Consider the following 20347-nt stretch of genomic DNA (forward strand, 5'->3'; position numbering starts at 1 on the left):
GAAGATTTCATCGTTTTCATTTTCTCGCCCAGCTCATTAAGCTCGTTGAGAGGAATAAGCTTTTCGACTTGAGGGAACATTTCAGACTCCTCTTCTTCAATGTGATGTTCTAGTAGCTCTTTGACTACCTTGACCCGACCCGCAAACTCAGGCTTGGTCGGATCTGTTTTTTTCAGGTCTGGCAATACCAATGAGTCGACTGTGCGGTGCTCCTCCTTGGCTTCGTAGTACATTTCCGCTTGTTCCTTGCCCCCGGCGGCCTTGAATGCAGGATAAAGAATTTTCTCTTCAAGTTGGGTGTGAACAGCTACCTCTGCCTCTAGTTTTTCGAGAAGTTCCGTTCGCTTCTTGATAGCTCGGTCCGTGGACTCACTCAACTGGGTAAGGATGGTTTTCACTTTTTCATGGTCGGCTTTCAAAAGTTCAATAGCGTTCATGTTGACCTCATCATGGCTAAAAGGGAGTGTGCTAAAGGCACTCCCATTAAACTAAGCATGCTCTGTGCCATTTCTTGAGTTTTACAATCTACCGTTTTCAGGCGGTTGTTTGCCCTAGTAGAAGAGTAGAGTCATGCATCTTGCATGACTCCTTGTTGAGCGGATTGCAAAAAGCAGAATCCTAAATCGTTGCGTAGCTAGGAGGTCCTTGGTGCATAGTCAGAAATGGAGCTGTTGGTCGTTGTAAATAGTTACTCTTTCAATTGGGATGGAAGAGGTGGTTTTTCTTCGCTGGGAAAGGTTTTGGTGTTTTCTTGGGTTTCGCTATCTCCCAGTATGCTATATTTTTTTCTTAACTCGTGGAGTTCTTTGGTGTCCTTTTTTTCGAGATTAAGAGCAGCATTTGTCGCATCCTTTGAAGCTCGCACCAATTCATCGACTTTCAGGTGTAAAATGTCGTTGTCACGGTTTTGCGTGTTCTGAATTAAGAAAACCATTAAAAAGGTTATGATTGTGGTGGATGTGTTTATGATCAACTGCCAAGTATCATTGTAGTGAAAAATTGGACCCGTAACTGCCCAGGCTAGGATCAACGCCAAAGCGAAAAAGAAGGTTTTCGGACTCCCAGCCCACTTGCTAAGACGTTCACAAAACTTCGAGAATTTCATGGCTAAGCCTCTTTTTGGGTTTGTAATAAATAGACACATATTTGCGTGAGAAATTCTATTTATTTTACAAATCGGTAGGCCGTGGCAACGTGAAGCATTTTCCCTTATGCGCGGGTGCGTTGATTTAGTGCTGGAACTAGCAGCGCTCCAGTGGGGCGAGAGGTAAGTTCAGCACGGGAACAGAGGCTGGCGCGGCTTGTTGTCCAATCACTTCAAGCGAGATGTCTGCCGAGACACGACCATTTCTTCCAGAATCTCACGAGTTAGCTTCGCTATACCTAGCTCGCCGTGATACTGAGTTCGATCTATGTTGGCAATCGTGAATTGCTGCAACTCGGGCCCCGTTACTTCGACTGTCATGGTGCTATCTGGATTGATCGAGCAGCTGATGGTGCATTGCGGCAAACGGCTTGAAAGTACGGTTTCAAGTTCGCTTTTGCTCATTGTATCCATTGCCATTTTCTCCGGCATTCCAGCGGTCGACTAAGAGTAGCCGGTGAAAATAGGAAGTAAATGTTGGCGAATCTAATGCATCAGTGGAGTGGATGTATTAGTTGCGGGTTTTGATTCTTGACGTTCCCTACCTCTGTTCCAACCCGATACCACTCGAAGTCTGCTGTTGGCCGGCACAGCTTTAGCGCTATCTCTTCGGCACGCTGAGGAGGTAACTCTGGATCCAGCCACTCGTTGGCCTGCTCGGGAGAGAGGACAAGGGGACGGCGATCATGGATGTCGACCATGCCCTGATCGCTAGCGGCCGTGATGATCACGAAGCCATCGCCCTCATGCGGGGCCAAGCCTGGGTGCACCTGTGCCAGCGCAGCAAAAAACATAGGTCGTTGGCTTTTCAGCCTAATGAAGTAGGGCTGCTTCTTCCTCGGATCGGCTGGGTCTTTCACCCACTCGAACCATCCTTCGCTCGGCACAATCGCTCGCCCGCTTGGCCAAAGCTGCTTGAAAAACTTCCCTGTCGTCACCGTCTCTACTCGGGCATGCTGGGGGTCGTTTGACGTGATGGCTCATCTGGAAAGCCTCAAGCGATAGTGTGAGGATGAGCTTGGGAATTTTAGGGCAAATTTAGGGCAATATGCAGGCCGCTCTTGGCCGTTAACGACCTCTGTGTCTTATCAAAAACCACGATAATTGTGGCCTGTAGCGGTCTATGGCGTGGGGTGGTCGGGTTCGAATCCCTATCTCTCCGCCATTATTGAACAAGACTAAGCCCCCGTAATCTTTGAAGATTACGGGGGCTTTTTCGTTTTATGCCTTTTTCCCCATGTCCCTTGGCTTACTCCAAGGCGCGCGCGAGATCCTGCGCTGAATTTCAAGCGGACCTGCATTGAGTATTTGACATATTTGATTTGTGATCACATATTGTCGAGCACAAGAATCACAATACAGGTACGCCCCATGTCCGAAGGTCCCATCCCTCTTCCCACGTTGCGTCAGGTTTCGCGCGATACCTTGCAAGAGCAGGTATATCGGCAAATTCGCGAGGCCTTGATGAGCGGCCGCTTCCAGCCTGGTCAGAAGGTGACCATCCGTGGCCTGGCCGAAGCGTTGGGTTCCAGCCCGATGCCGGTGCGCGAGGCTCTGCAGCGCCTGAGTGCGGAAAATGCCTTTGAGGTCACCGAGACTTCTCGCTTACGGGTACGAATGATGACCGTGGAACGTCTGCGGGAGATTCGTGATGCCCGGGTGGCCCTGGAGGGGTTGTTGGCGGAGAAGGCGGTGCAGCACATGCAGCACGGTGACTTGCAGGAGATCGTCGAGCTCTGCCGGCAGATGCGCAAGGCCGCTGACGAAGTGGATGTTTCCCGCTATCTATGGACCAACTTCGCCTTCCACCGGCGTATCTACGCCGTGGCTCGGGCCGAGCTGACCATGGCTGCGGTGGAGAATTTCTGGTTGCACATGGGGCCTTGTTTCGCCCTGGTGGCCCCCGACAAGGCTCACCTGCAGCGTTCCATGGAGGCCCACGATCGGATCGTCGCGGCCCTGTCGACCGCAGATGCGCCTGCTGCCCGAGCAGCGGTCACCGACGACATCATGCAGGCCGCCGACTCCCTGGCCCGTTTGCTGGCCAAGGCGCCGAAGGCAGCGGCCAAAGGAGGTCGGGCATGAGCGTCTTGCAACGTTTACAGCCTTATCCGGACCTGCGGGTCATGATTTCCGGTGGTGCGGCGGGTATCGGCGAAGTGCTCGCCCGTGCCTATCTCGAGGCTGGAGCCCAGGTCCATGTATGCGATGTCAGCGAGGCGGCCTTGGCGGCGTTTCGCGACCGCCATCCCCAGGCGTTGGCCAGTCGGGCCGATGTCGGTGATCCGCAGCAGATCGAGGCGTTGTTCCAGCTGCAGGTCCAGCGTTTCGGCGGCCTGGATGTGCTGGTCAACAACGCCGGTATCGCCGGGCCCACCGCGGGTATCGATGCGGTCAGCGATGCCGACTGGCAACGCACCATCGATATCAATCTCACTGCCCAGTACCGCTTTGCCCATCATGCCGTGCCCTTGCTCAAGGCCTCGAGCAACGCCCATCTTTTGCATATCGCCTCGGTGGCCGGCCGCCTGGGTTATGCCTGGCGCACGCCCTATGCAGCGACCAAATGGGCGATCGTCGGCTTGATGAAATCCCTGGCCGCCGAACTCGGCGCCAGCGATATCCGGGTCAATGCCCTGTTGCCGGGGATTGTCGAGGGACCGCGCATGGAGGCGGTGATCCAGGCCCGGGCCGAGCAGACCGGGATTCCCGTCGCGCAGATGCGCGAGCAGTACCTGGACAAGATTTCCCTCAAGCGCATGGTCAGCGCCGAGGACGTGGCCGCCATGGCGCTGTTCCTCTGTTCGCCGGCGGCGCGCAATGTCACCGGCCAGGCGATCAGCGTCGACGGTAACGTCGAGTACCTCTGACAGGCCGTTGAAAAACTACCTGCGTTGCCATCGCAGCGTTGAAAACAGGCTGGTGCGCCAGCCCGGTCAAAATGCTCATTGACCACTCGTGAACTGCGCTTTTTCGCCTGTTTTCACCTTGCGCCGGCTGCCTTGCCTACGTTTTTCAATGGCCTGCTAGCCGTACATGCGGCCAACCCTGCCGAAGGACTCGGCGGCGGATTTCATCAGCGACACCCTGGGATTTTTTTCTTCAAGAATAAAAGTCGGAGTACCGTCATGCCTGGAAAAACCCCTGTCATCATCACTTGCGCCGTCACCGGTGCGATCCATACGCCGTCCATGTCACCGCACTTGCCGGTCACCGCTGGGCAAATCGCCGCCGAAGCCATCGCCGCTGCCGAGGCCGGCGCCGCCATTGTCCACCTGCACGCCCGGGACCCTGAGGATGGGCGGCCGAGCCAGGACCCGGAGCTGTTCCGACGCTTCCTGCCACAGATCAAGTCGGCCAGCGACGTAGTGATCAACTTGACCACCGGCGGAGCGCCGACCATGGGGGTCGAAGAGCGCCTGCAACCGGTGCTGGAGTTCAAGCCGGAACTGGCTTCGCTGAACATGGGGTCGATGAACTTCGGCCTGTACGAAATGCTCAACCGCTTCACCGAGTTCAAGCACGACTGGGAGCGTCCGTACCTGGAAGAGAGCGACGATCGGATCTTCCGCAATACCTTCCGCGATATTGCGCACATCCTCAGCGCTTGTGCGCAAAACCGTACGCGTTTCGAGATCGAGTGCTACGACATCGGCCACCTCTATACCGCGGCGCATTTCCTTGAGCGCGGCTTGCTCAAGACGCCGCTGTTCATTCAGTCGGTGTTCGGCCTGCGGGGCGGGATCGGTGGCCATCCCGAGGACCTGGCCCATATGCGGCGCACCGCCGATCGCCTGTTCGGCGAGGACTATCACTGGTCGATTCTTGGCGCCGGACGCCACCAGATCCCCCTGGGGACCATGGGCCTGGCCATGGGCAGCCATGTCCGGGTGGGCCTGGAGGACTCGCTCTGGGATGGTCCGGGCAAGCTGGCCGCCAGCAATGCCGATCAGGTGCGGCGTATCCGCGCGGTGATCGAGGCCTTGGGCGGCCGTGTGGCGACGCCGGACGAGGCCCGGGCCATGCTCGGCCTCAAGGGGCGCGACCAGGTCGCTTTCTAGGCGACATATCCAGCCTGGGCGGAGCCTGTCCGCCCATCCCGCACAACAACAATAAAGGGATAACACCATGCGTATCGAAGTCCTGGTGGATGTCAAAACCAATCTCGGCGAAGGTCCGGTCTGGGACCTGGAACAACAACGGCTGTACTGGGTCGACAGCGCCGATGGGCGAATCCTGCGCTGTACCGTCGATGGCACCGAGCTCAGGGCCTGGGACGTGGCGCAGAAAATCGGCTCCATGGCCCTGCGCCGCTGCGGGGAACAAGCGCTGGTCGCCTTGCAGGAAGGGCTGCATAACCTGGACCTGCGTAGCGGCGAATTGCAGCTGATCGTGGATCCGGAGCCCGATCTGCCGCACAACCGGCTCAACGATGGCAAGGTCGACCGCCAGGGGCGTTTTGTCTTCGGCTCCATGGATACCCGCGAAGAAAGCCCCAGTGCCAAGCTCTATCGGTTGGACCCGGACCTCAGCCTGCATACCCTCGATAGCGAGATCATCGTTTCCAATGGCCCGTGCTGGAGCCCGGGAGGCGACCTCCTGTATTTCGCCGACACCTGGTCGGGGGAAATCCGTGCCTACGACTACGACACCACCTCGGGTGCGGTGAGTAACCGGCGGACCTTCGCCAAGGTCGATACCGCCGCCGGCGGTGCCGCCGATGGTTGTACCGTGGATGCCGAGGGCTACCTGTGGCAGGCCCTGGTCTATGCCGGCCAGTTGGTGCGCTACAGCCCGGACGGGCGGGTCGACCGGGTCATCGAAATGCCAGTGAAGAAGGTCACCAGCCTGACTTTCGGCGGACCGGACCTGGACATCCTGTTCGTCACCTCGATGGCACGACCGCCATTGCCACGCTTCCCAGCGGACGGCCAGCAGCGTGGGGCCTTGTTCGCCATCCATGGCCTGGGTGTGCGGGGTATCGCCGAACGCCGTTTCGCCGGCTGAAGCAGTCCCCTCAATCCCTTCTGCAATGCCGTGTCAGTGCGCGTCGTCACGCGCCTGGAGAGGCCCATGGCTATCGTCAAGAAAGCTTCGCTGCGCCAGATTCATCGTCACTCCTGGGTGTCTTTGCTGGTCTGCTGGATGATCTGGATCCTCAATGCCTACGACCGTGAGATCGTCTTGCGGCTGGGGCCGACCATTTCCAAGCACTTCGAATTGTCCGCCGAGCAATGGGGGACGCTCGCGACCCTGATCATGCTGGCCCTGGCCTTGCTGGATATTCCCGGTTCGATCTGGAGCGACCGGCATGGTGGCGGCTGGAAGCGTGCGCGTTTCCAGGTCCCGCTGGTGCTGGGCTACACCGCGATTTCGTTCCTGTCCGGATTCAAGGCCCTGAGCGGCAACCTGGCCGCGTTCGTCGCCTTGCGCGTGGGCGTCAACCTGGGCGCCGGTTGGGGGGAGCCCGTCGGGGTCAGCAATACCGCCGAATGGTGGCCGGTGGAGCGCCGCGGGTTCGCCCTTGGGGCACACCACACCGGTTACCCGATCGGCGCCATGCTCAGCGGCCTGGTGGCCAGCTTCGTCATCGGCACCTTTGGCGAGGACAACTGGCGCTACGTGTTCTTCTTCGCCTTCGTCGTGGCCGTACCACTGATGCTGTTCTGGGCACGCTACTCCACGCCCCAGCGTATCACCCAGCTCTACCTCGACATCGCCGCCCAGGGCATGACCCCACCGCACAGCACTCCCGTGACCCAGGCCAAGGGTCAGGCGTGGCGTACCTTCGTCGCGACCCTGGGCAATCGCAATATCGCCCTCACGGCCGGCAATACCCTGCTTACCCAGGTGGTGTACATGGGCGTGAACATCGTCCTGCCGGCCTACCTGTACAACATCACCGGCCTGTCCCTGGCCGAGTCCGCGGGCATGAGCGTGGTCTTCACCCTGACCGGGATTCTCGGGCAACTGATCTGGCCGGCGCTGTCCGACATCATCGGCCGGCGCCCGACCCTGATCATCTGCGGGCTGTGGATGGCCGCTAGTGTCGCGGCCTTCTACTTCGCCAGCACCCTGGCGCTGGTCATCGTCATGCAGTTGCTGTTCGGCCTGGTGGCCAATGCGGTGTGGCCGATCTACTACGCCGTGGCCTGCGATTCGGCCGAGCCTTCGGCTACTTCCACCGCCAACGGCATCATCACCACTGCCATGTTCATCGGTGGCGGCATGGCGCCGCTGCTGATGGGTAGCCTGATCGCCTCCGGCGGAGGCTGGACCAGCCTGCCGGGCTACATCCTGTGTTTCTTCGTCATGGCCGGTTGTGCCCTGGGCGGCGTGCTGCTGCAGCTGTTCGCCCGGCCTGCGCAACCGCCGCTGGCGCAACCCGAGTTCTAGAACAACACCGATGCGCTCCCCGGCCATCGCTGGCGGGGCGCCAAAGCCGCTCGATAGGAGCTCCGTACCATGCATACCGCCGCACCCATCGCTCCCCGGGACCAGCAGCAGTTGACCCGCCTGATGTTTCGCAAGCTCATGCCATTGCTGATCGCCGCCTATGTCCTGAGCTTTCTCGATCGCACCAATATCGCCCTGGCCAAGCACCAGCTGGATGTCGACCTGGGAATCTCCGCCGCGGCCTATGGCCTGGGCGCCGGCTTGTTCTTCCTCACCTACTCGCTGTCTGAAGTGCCGAGCAACCTGATCATGCACCGGGTCGGCGCGCGCTTCTGGATTGCCCGGATCATGGCCACCTGGGGCCTGATCTCGGCCGCCATGGCCTTCGTCCAGGGCGAGACGTCCTTCTACGTGCTGCGCCTGTTGCTGGGCATCGCCGAGGCGGGGTTGTTTCCCGGCGTGATGCTGTACCTGACCTACTGGTTCGACCGCCAGCAGCGGGCCCGGGCCACCGGTTACTTCCTCTTGGGGGTATGCCTGGCCAATATCATCGGCGGCCCGTTGGGCGCGGCATTGATGAAGATGGATGGCTTGCTGGGCTGGCATGGCTGGCAGTGGATGTTCCTGCTCGAAGGCTTGCCGGCGGTGTTCTTCGCCTGGGTGGTCTGGCGCCACCTGCCGGATCGCCCGGGCAAGGCTCGCTGGTTGAGTGCCGAAGAAGCCCAGTCCATCGAACAACGACTGGCCAGGGAGGCCGACGAAGGAGCGGGGCAGGGCGGGCATTCGTTCAGGCAGTGCTTCACCCCGCAGATCCTGCTGGCGATCTTCGTGTACTTCTGCCACCAGATCACCATCTATACCGTGATCTTCTTCCTGCCCAGCATCATCGGCAAATACGGCAGCTTGAGTATCATGAGCGTCGGCTTGTTGAACTCCCTACCCTGGATCGCCGCCGCCGTGGGAGCCGTCGCTTTGCCCCGGCTGGCCAACAGTGCCCGGCGCTCGCGACAGTTGCTGGTCCTGGGACTGCTGGTGATGGCCTCGGGATTGCTGATCGCCGCGGTTTCCGGGCCGGTATTCAGCCTGGTGGGCTTCTGCGTCGCTGCGCTGATGTTCTTCGTAGTGCAGTCGATCATCTTTCTGTATCCCGCTTCCCGGCTCAAGGGCGCGGCCCTGGCAGGTGGCCTGGGGTTCGTGAACTGCTGCGGCTTGCTGGGCGGGTTTGTCGGGCCCTCGGTGATGGGCGCGATCGAAATGACCACGGGCGACGCCATGAACGGTCTCAAGGTCATCGCCCTGGTCTTGCTGGTAGCGGCGCTGGTGGCGTTGCGTTTGCGCCAGGGACAGGAGGATCGGGGCTATACGGACGCTGTGGACGGGCGACCGGTCAAGCAGCACTCGATGTGATGGCCGGGGCCGGCCTGCCTCAGCGCGAGCAGGCCGGCTGGTCAGGGATACGGATATCCTTGCCCTTGAGCAGCACCGGAGCCCCCGGGTAGACGTTGAACGGGTCGAGCTGGCCACCGTCCACCATGGCCTCGCGAACCTGATAGCGCACATTGCCGCTGGCTTCCAGGCGTGTACCCTCGGTTTCGCAGCGGATCGTAAGTGTGGATCGCTCCTGGGCTGGTAACTGGCGGACCAGGGTGCTGTATGCCAGGTTGATCACGACGTTGCCGGAGGCTTGCGACTGGAGTGAGCCAAGCGGGTTGACGATGGGGCGGATATCCAGGCGATAGACCTGTTCCCGCTCTACCTTGTGCAAGGGCCTGAGGGTGACCGTCTTGCTCTGGCCAGGGCTCAGCGAGAGCTTGAAGGGGGAAGCATACAGGGGCGGATTCTGCGACTGGGTGATGGCTTCGAGTTTTTCCTCCGCCAATTCGACCCCAGGGTTGAGCAGTCGTGACAGGTTGATCGATACATATTCCGCGCGATCCCCCAGGTTGCTTATTTCCATGGTCATGGATTGCTCCTGCACCACCAATACCTTGGGTTGGACGTCGATTACCGCCCAGGCCTGGCTTGGCGACAAAATACAGGTCAGACATAGCCAGGCCCCGCTGCCGCTGGCTGGTTTTCGACTTCTTGCTGGCCATCGCACTCTGCTTGTCATTTCAGGGATCCACGGCGACGGGTTCGAAGGTCAATGACAGCTCACCGCTATAGAGGCCGCTGGTGTCCTTGAAGGAGCCCACAGGAGGCATGGCTGAGACCGCCAACTGGTAAAAGCCTATGGAGTCCTCGTCTGCATTGGGCGCCTTGGGGTTCCTGAATTCGGTATTCCGAGCTACCACCAGAAGTTTCATCGGCTCGCCCTCCAGGCCGAAGCTGACACTGGGCTTGCGGAACACCAGGGTTGGGTTCTTGATATGGCGAATTTGTGGTTCGGCATCCATCCGTACCTGAAATATCCCGGTGGATGACACGATGCGCAATCGGGCCTGGACTTCATAAGGAGAACTCCAGCTGCCCGGTTGCTGCATCTCCAACCCTTGGTCGAACCAGCCTCCAAAGGAGTCGGTCACGAACAGGTTGTTGGGGTTTTTCACGAAAGCGGTGATGGTACTGGTGATTTTGCCACTAAGGTTCACGTCCGAGGAGTGGGCCAATGGTGCCAGTGTGCCGGCAAGGAGCAACAGGCCAAGTGAGAGAGTGGTCTTCATGGGATGTCCCCGGTTTGAGGAAGGTGCGCTGCCATTTGATAGATCAGCACGCCGTAGCCGATATTCAGGGACAACGGGGCGCCCTGCTGATCGGGTGTGGTGGTTGCGACGATGACTCTCTGCCGGGGGCGGAAAGTCAGCCGCCAGACACGATGCCGGGCGGGGGCGGACAAGGTGCGCAAGGTCATCTGACGTTTTTGGCCCGGTGACAGCACCAGGCGCTGGGGGGATATCAGCAGCGATGGGGCTTGCACTTGCTCGACAGGCATCAATTCTTCCGGCGATTGCCCCGGATTGACCAGCAACTCCTGGCGCACATCCAGGAACAGCGGGGTATCGCCGGTGTTCTCCACATGCAGTTGCGGCATACGTGCACCAGGCTCCAAGCGCAGCACGCTGTCGGAGAGTTGCAGTATCCCGGCGGCCAGGCTGGATGCTGGGAGTAACAAGGCGACCGCTGCACAACACATCCGGGCGTTATACAGCTTGCTCACTGTTGGAGAAGCGTCCATGGCGCACCCGTGGCTTGAAGGAGTCGCATGCTATGTATCTTCATTTCTCTGTATACACCGAAGAACCTCAGTGGCAGTCCAGGACTACCGGTTTTTCATCGAAGTTGAACGTCAGTTGCTTGCCGGGAAAGAAATGCGGCGTGCCAGGGAACACCGCGACGCGTTCCTGTTTCGTGCCATCGGTAGTCTTGAGATCGGAGAACAGCAGGCGCACGCTGCCGGTGTTTTCCAGCAGTATCCCCCCGTCCTGGCAACGGTGGCCCCAGGTCTCACGTTGATTGGCAGGCTTGGGCATGTGGCGGACCAGCACGCCATACCCCACCGCTACGGAAACCGGGGCGGCAATCTTTTCCGTTATCGCGTTGTCGATTTGCAGCGAGCGAACGGGAAGGACATAAACCCGGTACAGCTCCTCGGCCTGAGGCTCATGCAGGGACCTTAGGCTGACCTTACGGCTCTGGCCGGCACCGAGGGTGATTTTGTCGGGATTGGCCAGCAGGCCTGGGCGTTCCAGTTCGTTCACCGGCACCTTGATCTCAGGAACCAGGCCCGGATTCTGTACTTTCTGCACGGACACCGACAGGTAGAGTGGAGCATCGCCAAGGTTCCTCAGGCTGATGCTGTGCTCGTGGCTGTTGTAGACCTTCAGGCTGGCCGGCATCACCATCAGTTCACCTTCCGCACGGACAGCGGTGGAAGCGAGCAGAAGCAGGCCAGGTAGGGCCAGCTTTGCCGGAATGCGGAGGAAATTCATCGAGGGAGGCTCCTGTTCGGTCGGTTCATTCATTGCAGCGGTACTGGCTTTGGCTACCGTCGACGGTTTTCGAAAGATCGCAGCGATAGCGTCGCTGACCCTTCTCGACGGTGATTCCGGGCAAGATAGATTTGCTGGAGATGGAGAACAGGCCGTTGGGGTAGGCCGTGTCGCCGGTTTCGACGATGCGTCCGCCTACTGGCTTGCCAGCGGGGTCCACCAACAGGCCGCTGTAGATCATATGGATGTCCACCTTGGCATCGGCGGAGTACACCTGGCCGGGGTGGGCGCGGATGATGTTGGCGGGAACCTCGATGTTCATGTCCAACTCTTCGCTGTTGGTAAGGACACGAGCGAATGCGACATCGCCGTAGTTCCCCAGTGGCACTGCATACGTGCCGTTCCCTGCGACCGGGTGGCCCTCCACGCTGAAGCCATAGGGTGTATCGCCGATCGCTGGGGTGTTGAGCAACATGGCGCTTCCGCTGGGGCTGTAGCGGCCCAGGGAGACGCCCTGGGAGCTGGCGGCGAGCATTCCGCGGTAGTTGAAGTCGGCGTTGCTGGTGTCCGAATCGTGGCCCAGGTTGAGGGACACGTCGCCACGGGTGCCGGAACGGCTGGCATAGGCATTAACGCTGTTCTTGCTATCCAGCCGGCTCACGGTCATCCCGGCGGTGGAGGTGCCGTAGCTGTCCTGGAATTCCTTGCGGTAGTCGCCGCTGACCTGGGTTTGGCCACCGACACGGGCGGCGCGGAAGCTCGCCTGGTTGCGATCCAAGGTCCAGGTCATGTTGAAGTACAGGGAGTAATCGCTTTGGTCCAGGCTGCTGTAGCCGCCTTTCTGCACGCCAAGTACGAACGACGACCAGAGCCCGTTGGGACGATAGTTCCAGCGCACTTCGGCTTGCTGGATCTCGCCACGACTGCGTTTCTGGTAGTTGTAACCGGCCGTTATGCCTAGCACGTTGCGGCTATAGGAGAAGTAGGTGCTGGGCATGCCCTGGTAGAAGCGCGAGACGCCGGTGTTCTGGTAGCGGTTGAACGACAGGTTGCCGAACAAGTCGTCGTTCATGGTCAGGTTGACGTAGGCCCCGGTGCTGCGTTCACCGCTGAGCAGCCCGACGGTCGGAGTCAGGCTGGCCGAGCCGATAGTGCTGGGGCGGGTGGCGTTGAGTTCGGTAGCCCTGCGCGAGTCGCCGCTGACGGCGGAGGCGTTCATGTAGAACTGGCTCATGTTGCGGCTGGCGCTGGCCTGGAACAGGCGGCCACCGTCGTACATGTCCTTGCCGGCGGTGATGTGCCAGGAGTTGCTGCCGCCACCGGCGAAGTTGAGGTTGTTGATGTCGCGGATTTCACTGTTGACCACGTTGCCGCTGCGGTCGACCAGGCGTACCTCCACCGGATAGTAGCCGCCGGGCAGGTCCAGGTAGCTGAATTCGTTGCGACCCAGGATGGCCGGGCGTTTGAGAATCAGTCGGCCGTTGCGGTAGAACTCGTAGTTGCCCTCGCGTGCCGAGTACAGCACTAGCGATCCGACAGCACGGTCGGAGCGCAGGTTTTCCTGGCTGCCCAGGGTGATGAATTGGTCGAAACTGGGCGTCAGCAGAGTGCTCACCGCGCCGGAAGCGTAGTCTACGCTGTCCTGCTTGCCTGCACGCAGGTAGGAGGCGCCGAAGTTCTTTTGCAGGAAGTAGGACGAGACGTCGTGATCCTGGCGACTGTAGCCGCGGACTTCACTGCGGTTGGCGTACCAATTCATGTAGCCGAAGCTCTGGGAGGGCATGCCTAACCAAGTGCTGCCGCTCAGGTTCATTGCACGATAACCATCGGAAGCGCCGCGCAGGTCCAGGGACTGGTTGTTCACCAGTCCCCAACTGGTTTCGGGCTGCAGGTAATCATCCTTGGAGTCGCGCAGGCTCAGGGTGCGTCGCTGCTTGTCGATGCTCACGTGGTATTCGTCCAGTGACAGGTCGCAGCCTTGTTGGCACTGCTTGTAGTCGATCTTGGCGAGTACCCGGCGGATCGCATCCTGTTCATCGATGGAAATGCCGTTCTCGGTGTATTGGCTGGCGTCGAACTCCAACCGGTTGCGCATCACCGAATAAGAGACCAGCCCCGGTAGGGTCTTTCCGTTGAGGGTGGAGACGTAGGTGGCGCTGTTGTCCATCTCGACCGCACTGAAGCCTTCTGGCACCCCGTAGGAGATCTTCATCTGGGCGAAGGCCGGAGTCTCAACGACGGCGATCAGGCAAATCGATAGCTTTGCCAGTCGAAAGGGAATTCGATGGATGCGCATACCAAGGTTTTGGCTCTTGAAAGGGTCAAAAGCCCAGGCCAGAAGGCCTGGGAGTCGATCAGGATCGGTCTACCGCGAGGGTTATGGTTGTCCGGTGGCGGCGACAGGTTCGAACACCATCACCAGGTCGCCGCTGTAGGTGCCGCCATCGTTGCCCGAAGCGCCACCAGGCGCGTCGGCGCTGATTTTCAGGTCGTGGATTTCGTCGGTGCCGCCGTCCAGGGCGATGGACTGCTTCACCTGCTGGGTCTTGCCAACTGCCAGGAGGTGTTCACCACCGGCATGGCCGAACTTGACGGTGGGATTGAGCATTTCCTTGCTGCCATTGCTCATCTTCAGGGGCTGGGCCAGGGAGACGTTGAACTCGGTGCCCTTGGTCCAGACGCGGATGGGCAGGGTGCGGGAGAACTTGCGCTGTTTGTAGTCCTCGGCCTCCAATTCCTCGGTGCCGTACCAAGTGGAACCGTCGGGTTTGGAGACGAAGATTGAGTCGTTGATCTGTGCGGTCAGAGTGATTTTCTTGGTCACCCCGTCAGCTGCATGGGCCATGCCTGTCAGGGCAAAACCCAGGGCTACGAACAAGAGGGATTTATTGAGTTTCATCGTTCGATTCCATTGCTAGAAAATACACGTGCGGTCCGCATCGGTTGCGGATAGCACGGGTCCGTTCGGATCCGGGGAGGATTTTTCCTGGCGTGCCTGGCGTGGCGACATCAGCCGATTCCTAATCTGCCGATGCGCCAATCCGTGAAGAAAAGAGCGCTAGTGAGGGCTATCGGATTGCGCCCTGCGGAAGGGGTAAAAATGAGCTTTTAAGTGAGGGAAGGCTGGCAACAAAGAGATCTCGGAAAAGATCGAAACAGGCTTTATCCGATTCGCAGATGCTGGCGACGGCATCTGGCTAGCGATAGTGGAAAGCGTTAGGGCCGGCCTGGGCTATATCAGGTAGGGGAGAGTGTTTGCGAACGTGTTTAGGTAGCGAGGCGGTTAATCCCGCGGAGTACTGCAGGCGTTCGTGGAGAGGTGAAGTGGCCGCTGCATTTGCTTCGCAGCGGCTCGGTATCGATGGCAGTCGACACAATTGCGGCCAGGAACCGGCCGATTCGGATTATCTGTCCAGCAGCTTGAGGATGTCCTCGTACAAAGCCTTGGGCAGGAACACGCCGGCGTCCTTGCTGCGCTGGCGGGCCTCGTAGCGACGCTGGGATGGCAGGCGCGCGCCTTGTTGCACGATCCCATCGAACAAGGCTTGTGCACGCTGGGCGCCTTCTTCGGGCTTGCCGTTGGAGAACAGTTGCGGATCGAAGGCCAGGATCAGTTCGCCGTGCAGTGGCGTGGCGCCCACGCCGGCGTCGAAGGCCATGGATTCCATGCTCGTCATGTCGTTGATCAGGGCGCCTGCCAGGAGCTCGACCATGGCCGCCAGGGCCGAGCCCTTGTGCCCGCCGAAGGTGAGCATGGCACCCGACAGCGCGGCCAGCGCATCGGTGGTGGGCTGGCCGTCGCTGTCGATGGCACAGCCTTCGGGCAGCGGGCTGTTGGCCCGTCGGTGCAGCTCGATATCTCCCCGGGCGATGGCGCTGGTGGCGAAGTCGAAGACGAAGGGATCGCGACCTGGGCGTGGCCAGCCGAAGGCGATGGGGTTGGTGCCGAACACCGGTTTGCTGCCGCCAGCCGGAGCGACCCAGCTATGGCTTGGCGTGAGCGCCAGGGCGGCGAGACCCTGGGCCGTCAGCGCCTCGATTTCCGGCCAGAGGGCCGAGAAGTGATAGCAGTTGTTGATCACCATGGCCGCCACGCCGTTCTGGCGAGTCTTGCGTACCAGCACCGGCAGTGCCGTTTCGAATGACAACAGCGAGTACCCCCGGTGGGCGTCGACCGCGACGATACCGGCGCAGCGGTCGCTCAGGGTGGGCAGGGCCTGCGGGTCGACCTGGCCTTCGCGCATGGATTTCACGCAGACCAGCAACCGATACAGGCCATGGGAGTGGCACTCGTCGGCTTGTCCGCTGGTGACGGTGCGCGCGATGGCTTGAGCATGCGCCTCGGAAAAGCCGTTGCTTGTCAGTACATCGCTGGACAGTCGATAGGCTTGGTCGAGCGACAGATTAATCAAGTCAGACATGGAACTTATCCTTGGGTCCTGGGTGAACGATGGATAGGTCGAGGGCCGGCCCGACGCCGTGCCGGGTCGGTCCTCTACCAGCTGCTGCGGGACGTCCTCAGCTCTGGCGCTGGCCATTGACCAGGCGTGACAACGCCATGGGGTTGGCGCCCTGGATGGCCACGGGCAGCAAGGCGTCCGGGAAGTTCTGGTAGCAGACCGGCCGCAGGAAGCGCGCGATGGCTGCGGTTCCCACGGAGGTGGAACGCGAGTCGGAGGTGGCCGGGAAAGGCCCGCCGTGGACCATGGCGTCGCATACCTCGACACCGGTCGGCCAGCCGTTCACCAGGATCCGCCCAGCCTTGCGCTCCAGGGTCGGCAGCAGGTTGCGAACGGCCTGGGCGTCGGCCTCGTCCAGGTGCAGCGTCGCGGTCAGTTGCCCCTCCAGGTGCTCGGCGACCTGCAGTACTTGGGCGGCGTCTTCACATGCCACCACCAGCGAGGCGGACCCGAAGATTTCCGCCTGCAGCGCGGGCTCCCGCAGGAAGTCCTGGGCACTGGCCACGAACAGGTGGGTCTGGCACTGGTTCGGTCCTGCGCCTTCCAGCCCGGCCCCGAGCACTCGTGCCGCGGCATTGCCGGCCAAGGCTTGCAGGCCGTTTGCATAGGCCCTGAAGATGCCCGGGGTCAGCATGGTCTGGGCGGGGCTGCGCTGGACTGCCTGGGTAGCCGTGGTGAGGAAAGCGTCCAGGGCATCGCCCTTGATGGCGATGACCAGCCCAGGGTTGGTGCAGAACTGGCCGGCTCCCTGGTTCAGCGAGGCGACGAAGCCCTCGGCCAATGCGGGGCCGCGGTTGCGCAGGGCATGCTCGAACAGGAAGACCGGGTTGATCGAACTCATCTCGGCATAGACCGGGATGGGTTCCGGACGAGCCTGGGCTGCCTGGGTCAGGGCGATACCGCCACTGCGCGAACCGGTGAAGCCCACGGCCTTGATTCGTGGATCGCGCACCAGGCCGATCCCGATCTCCGCTCCCGAGCCGTACAGCAGCGAAAACACCCCGGGGGCCAGGTCATGTGCGGCCACCGCTCTGCTGATGGCCTGGCCTACCAGTTCGCTGGTGCCAGGATGGGCGCTGTGAGCCTTGACGATCACCGGGCAGCCTGCCGCAAGGGCTGAAGCGGTATCGCCGCCGGCCACGGAGAAGGCGAGGGGAAAGTTGCTGGCGCCGAAGACGGCCACCGGGCCGAGGGCGATGTGCCGCTGGCGCAGGTCGGGGCGTGGCAGCGGCTGGCGCTCCGGCAGGGCCTCATCGACACGTACGTCGAGCCATTCGCCGGCCCTTACGGTTCGCGCGAAGGTGCGCAATTGGAAGCAGGTGCGTCCGACTTCGCCCTGGATGCGGGGGCGGGGCAATCCCGATTCCGCCACGGCGCGGTCCACCAGGGCGTCGCCCAGCGCCTCGATCTGCCCGGCGATGCCTTCCAGGAAGGCTGCGCGCTGTTCCAGCGAGGTTTCGCGATAGCTGTCGAAGGCCGACCAGGCCAGGGCGCAGGCCTGTTCGACATGTTCGCGGGAACCGCCGGGGTACCCGGGTTCCAGTGCCTGGTCGGTTGCCGGGTTGATGGCCTTGATCGCGTCGCGGTTGCCCGGCACGGCTTGTCCGCCGATGAGCATCTTTCCTGTCAGGTCCATATCAGGCCTCCTGAGATGACTAAGGTATTTGCCTGCCGCCTGGCCGAGGACCTGGGGGCAGGAAGAAATGCAAGCGGCGCGCATGGGCGCGCCGCTTGGGTGGGGAACCTGCGCCGTCAGGCCAGGTTGTTTTCCTGCAGCCAGTTGGCGTACCAGGTACGGAACAGCTGGTACTGGGCCTCGGCGTAGTTGCGCTGGGCATCGCTCAAGGCATCGGTCTCGTTGAAGTGCAGGGTGTATTCCAGGTCGCCGTTGAGCACCATCAGGTGCTTGTAGTAGAGGACCAGGTCGCCGCCTTCATCGAACGACGACAGCACGTGCAGCGCCGACTCCAGTTCCAGCGCCAGGCGGCGGGCCTTGGCATCGCCCTTGGCGGCCTGCTTGCTCAGGGCCACCAGTTGCAGCACTTCACGTGGCAGGGCATTGCCGATACCGGTGATCGAACCGGTGGCGTTGCAGTTGACGAAGCCATTCACCACGTCGGTGTCCACGCCCACCATCAAGGTCACGGTGTCATCCTTGGAGGTGATGAATTCCGCCGCATAACGGCTGGCTGCGGCGCCACCGAATTCCTTGAAGCCGATCAGGTTCGGATGCTCGCTGCGCAGTTCGAAGAACAGGTCCGCGCGGGTGGCGAAACCGTAGTGGGGGCTGTTGTAGATGACTGCCGGCAGGTTCGGCGCCGCGGCCAGGATGGCCTTGAAGTGGGCCTTCTGCGCGACCAGCGAGGCACCGCGGGACAGTACGCGGGGAATGACCATCAGGCCATGGGCGCCGACCTTGGCCGCGTGGGCCGCGTGGGATACCGCTTCCTTGGAGTTGACGGCACCGGTGCCGACGATGGTCGGGATGCCGGCGGCCACCAGGCGGGCAACGCCTTCCTGGCGCTGGGCTTCGGTGAGCAGCGGCCAGTCGCCCATGGAGCCGCAATACACCACGGCGCTCATGCCCGCCTCGATCAGCTCGCGGCCCTTGCGTACCAGGGCGTCGAAGTCCGGTTTGCGATCTGGCGTGCACGGGGTCATCAGTGCGGGGATGGTGCCGGTGAAAATGTTGCTCATGACGCTACCTCATGGTTGTTGGGTTTGTTGTAGCTACATCTATGGCTCGAACCGGATCGCTCGGTTTCTGGTTCATTGCGCATAATCGAATATCGTATACGTTATATAATCGATGTTTGTCGAAGTAAAGCCTTGGGTGTCATTTGCGTGGAGCTGGGCGATGCAGGCTCATCCATGAGCCTGGGGGCTCAGCGTCCCGCGGTGCGGCTGGCGGAGCCCTGGTCAACGTCCCGCAACGACATGCCACGGGTCTCCCGGGCCGCGCCCACGGCGATGATCGAGATCACGGCCGAGGCCACCAGGTACCAGGCGATGGGAGTCGAGCTCTGGTATTCCTTGAGCAGGGTGATGGCGATCAGCGGCGCCAGGGAGCCAGCCAGGATCGGCGCCACCTGGTAGCACAGCGACAGCGCGGTGTAGCGCACATGGGTCGGGAACAGCTCCGACATCAGGGCCGAGTAGGGCGCGTAGGTCATGGACTCGATGGCCAGGCCCAGGGTGATCGCCGCCATGATCAGCCAGTCGTTGCCGGTGTCCATCATCGGGAAACCGACGAAGCCCCAGGCCCCGGTGAGCACCGCGCCCACCAGGTACACCGGCTTGCGCCCGATGATGTCGGACAGGTAGCCCATGAGCGGAATCATGAAGAAGTGCAGCAGGTGGGCGCCGAACATCAGCAGCAGGATCTGCGAGGTGTCCTTGTGCACCACCAGCTTCAGGTAGGTGATGGAGAACGTGACGACTATGTAGTACAGGATGTTCTCGGCGAACCGCGCGCCAATGCCGATCAACACTCCGCGCCAGTGCTTGGTCACGACCTCGACGACGCCCAGTTGTTCTTTCTCGACCTTCTGCTGGCGGGCCTGGGCCTCCTTGAAGATCGGTGCGTCATCGACCCGGGTACGGATCCAGTAGCCGATCAGCACCACCACCGCGGAGAACCAGAAGGCCACCCGCCAGCCCCAATCGAGGAACTGCTCTTCGGAAAGATTGGAGGACAAGAGCAGCAGGATCACCGTGGCGATCAGGTTGCCGGCCGGCACTCCGGCCTGCGGCCAGCTGGCCCAGAAGCCGCGACGGTGATCCGGGCTGTGCTCGGATACCAGCAGCACCGCGCCACCCCATTCGCCACCGAAGGCGAAACCCTGGATCAGGCGCAGCAGCACCAGGAGGATGGGCGCGGCATAACCGATCCGTTCGAAGGTCGGCAGGCAGCCCATGAGGAAGGTGGTGATGCCCACCACCACCAGGCTGATCTGCAACAGGTGCTTGCGGCCGACCTTGTCACCGTAGTGACCGAACACCAGGCCGCCGATGGGCCTGGCCAGAAAGCCCACAGCATACAGGGCGAAGGCGGCGATGATGCCGTCCATCGCGCTGCCGGTCTGGCGGAAGAACAACTGGCCGAAGACCAGGGCCGAGGCCGTTCCATATAGAAAGAACTCATACCACTCGGCCACGGCGCCAGCCATCGCCGCGGCCACCACCCGCTTGATCCCCGCAGGTGCCTTGGTCGCCGTTCGTTCCAGTTCGCGAGGTGTCGCAGAAGTCGTCGAGGTCATCGATGTCGCACTCCGATAGGTATTGTCAGGGGGAGTTTCGCTAGGGCTTCGAGTCTTGCGCCGGCCCGATAGAGGCCATGGGCAGGAGGATCGAAGTCCTATTTTTATACGGTATTTCGTATACGATATATTTTTAAGCAAGAAAGAGGCCAAGCCGCT

The 20347-nt window shown here is 61.0% G+C and carries 19 protein-coding genes and 1 pseudogene; 6 read left to right on the forward strand and 14 right to left on the reverse strand.

The features are described 5' to 3' along the window. From ACK6AU_RS26530 to ACK6AU_RS26545, 4 genes and pseudogenes are all read right to left on the reverse strand, one after another. Window positions 1–437 (reverse strand): hemerythrin domain-containing protein (locus ACK6AU_RS26530; RefSeq protein ID WP_409302421.1); only part of this gene is annotated, 437 nt, incomplete at its 3' end. A 251-nt stretch (window positions 438–688) separates the two neighbouring features. Further along, entirely contained in the window at window positions 689–1105 is a 417-nt protein-coding gene (locus ACK6AU_RS26535; RefSeq protein WP_409302423.1) for a low affinity iron permease family protein, read from the reverse strand. Window positions 1106–1312: 207 nt separating this feature from the next. Continuing rightward, entirely contained in the window at window positions 1313–1558 is a 246-nt protein-coding gene (locus ACK6AU_RS26540) for a hypothetical protein (protein WP_409302425.1), read from the reverse strand. An 80-nt stretch (window positions 1559–1638) separates the two neighbouring features. After that, window positions 1639–2106: pseudogene (locus tag ACK6AU_RS26545) on the reverse strand (SOS response-associated peptidase family protein); the annotation flags it as partial. Window positions 2107–2515: 409 nt separating this feature from the next. On the opposite strand from ACK6AU_RS26545, the gene ACK6AU_RS26550 reads away from it, so the two are divergent. From ACK6AU_RS26550 to ACK6AU_RS26575, 6 genes are all read left to right on the forward strand, one after another. Next, the gene (locus tag ACK6AU_RS26550) at window positions 2516–3229 is read left to right on the forward strand and encodes a GntR family transcriptional regulator (protein ID WP_185698018.1); all 714 of its coding nucleotides are present in this window, start codon (window positions 2516–2518) and stop codon (window positions 3227–3229) included. Further along, window positions 3226–4014: an SDR family oxidoreductase gene (locus tag ACK6AU_RS26555; protein ID WP_409302427.1), complete on the forward strand. Its 789-nt coding sequence runs from the start codon at window positions 3226–3228 to the stop codon at window positions 4012–4014. The genes ACK6AU_RS26550 and ACK6AU_RS26555 overlap by 4 nt, the downstream gene beginning before the upstream one ends. Before the next feature lie 258 nt (window positions 4015–4272). Continuing rightward, window positions 4273–5205, forward strand: coding sequence for a 3-keto-5-aminohexanoate cleavage protein (locus ACK6AU_RS26560; protein ID WP_185698020.1), 933 nt, complete (start codon window positions 4273–4275; stop codon window positions 5203–5205). 67 nt (window positions 5206–5272) lie between these two features. Further along, window positions 5273–6151: an SMP-30/gluconolactonase/LRE family protein gene (locus ACK6AU_RS26565; protein ID WP_185698021.1), complete on the forward strand. Its 879-nt coding sequence runs from the start codon at window positions 5273–5275 to the stop codon at window positions 6149–6151. 66 nt (window positions 6152–6217) lie between these two features. Beyond that, window positions 6218–7540, forward strand: coding sequence for an MFS transporter (locus tag ACK6AU_RS26570; RefSeq protein WP_409302430.1), 1323 nt, complete (start codon window positions 6218–6220; stop codon window positions 7538–7540). Window positions 7541–7609: 69 nt separating this feature from the next. Next, window positions 7610–8947 (forward strand): MFS transporter, encoded by a 1338-nt coding sequence (locus ACK6AU_RS26575; RefSeq protein ID WP_185698023.1) that lies wholly within the window; start codon window positions 7610–7612, stop codon window positions 8945–8947. A 19-nt stretch (window positions 8948–8966) separates the two neighbouring features. Here ACK6AU_RS26575 and ACK6AU_RS26580 read toward each other — a convergent pair whose 3' ends face one another. The 10 genes from ACK6AU_RS26580 to abaF all read right to left on the reverse strand — a co-directional run bounded on the left by ACK6AU_RS26580 (window position 8967) and on the right by abaF (window position 20188). Then, complete coding sequence (locus tag ACK6AU_RS26580) at window positions 8967–9503, reverse strand: hypothetical protein (RefSeq protein ID WP_221775152.1); 537 nt, start codon at window positions 9501–9503, stop codon at window positions 8967–8969. A gap of 151 nt (window positions 9504–9654) precedes the next feature. Further along, entirely contained in the window at window positions 9655–10203 is a 549-nt protein-coding gene (locus ACK6AU_RS26585; RefSeq protein WP_185698024.1) for a hypothetical protein, read from the reverse strand. Next, window positions 10200–10715 (reverse strand): hypothetical protein, encoded by a 516-nt coding sequence (locus tag ACK6AU_RS26590; RefSeq protein WP_409302433.1) that lies wholly within the window; start codon window positions 10713–10715, stop codon window positions 10200–10202. Before ACK6AU_RS26590 ends, ACK6AU_RS26585 begins: the two co-directional genes overlap by 4 nt. A 67-nt stretch (window positions 10716–10782) precedes the next feature. Then, window positions 10783–11469 carry a pilus assembly protein gene (locus ACK6AU_RS26595; RefSeq protein WP_185698025.1) on the reverse strand — a complete coding sequence of 229 codons (687 nt, stop codon included), beginning with the start codon at window positions 11467–11469 and terminating at the stop codon, window positions 10783–10785. A gap of 25 nt (window positions 11470–11494) precedes the next feature. Further along, window positions 11495–13681 carry a TcfC E-set like domain-containing protein gene (locus ACK6AU_RS26600; RefSeq protein ID WP_409302435.1) on the reverse strand — a complete coding sequence of 729 codons (2187 nt, stop codon included), beginning with the start codon at window positions 13679–13681 and terminating at the stop codon, window positions 11495–11497. Between the two features lie 165 nt (window positions 13682–13846). After that, the gene (locus ACK6AU_RS26605; protein WP_185698027.1) at window positions 13847–14368 is read right to left on the reverse strand and encodes a CS1 type fimbrial major subunit; all 522 of its coding nucleotides are present in this window, start codon (window positions 14366–14368) and stop codon (window positions 13847–13849) included. A gap of 505 nt (window positions 14369–14873) precedes the next feature. Further along, on the reverse strand, window positions 14874–15890 hold the full coding sequence (locus ACK6AU_RS26610; RefSeq protein WP_185698028.1) for an Ldh family oxidoreductase: 1017 nt from the start codon (window positions 15888–15890) through the stop codon (window positions 14874–14876). Window positions 15891–15987: 97 nt separating this feature from the next. After that, window positions 15988–17565 carry an aldehyde dehydrogenase (NADP(+)) gene (locus ACK6AU_RS26615; RefSeq protein WP_409302438.1) on the reverse strand — a complete coding sequence of 526 codons (1578 nt, stop codon included), beginning with the start codon at window positions 17563–17565 and terminating at the stop codon, window positions 15988–15990. A gap of 116 nt (window positions 17566–17681) precedes the next feature. Beyond that, window positions 17682–18626 carry a dihydrodipicolinate synthase family protein gene (locus tag ACK6AU_RS26620; protein WP_185698030.1) on the reverse strand — a complete coding sequence of 315 codons (945 nt, stop codon included), beginning with the start codon at window positions 18624–18626 and terminating at the stop codon, window positions 17682–17684. Window positions 18627–18814: 188 nt separating this feature from the next. Next, the gene (abaF, locus tag ACK6AU_RS26625) at window positions 18815–20188 is read right to left on the reverse strand and encodes a fosfomycin efflux MFS transporter AbaF (protein WP_312026246.1); all 1374 of its coding nucleotides are present in this window, start codon (window positions 20186–20188) and stop codon (window positions 18815–18817) included. Between the last annotated feature and the right edge of the window lie 159 nt (window positions 20189–20347).

The sequence above is a fragment of the Pseudomonas sp. KCJK8993 genome (assembly GCF_046230915.1).
GTDB lineage: Bacteria > Pseudomonadota > Gammaproteobacteria > Pseudomonadales > Pseudomonadaceae > Aquipseudomonas > Aquipseudomonas piscis.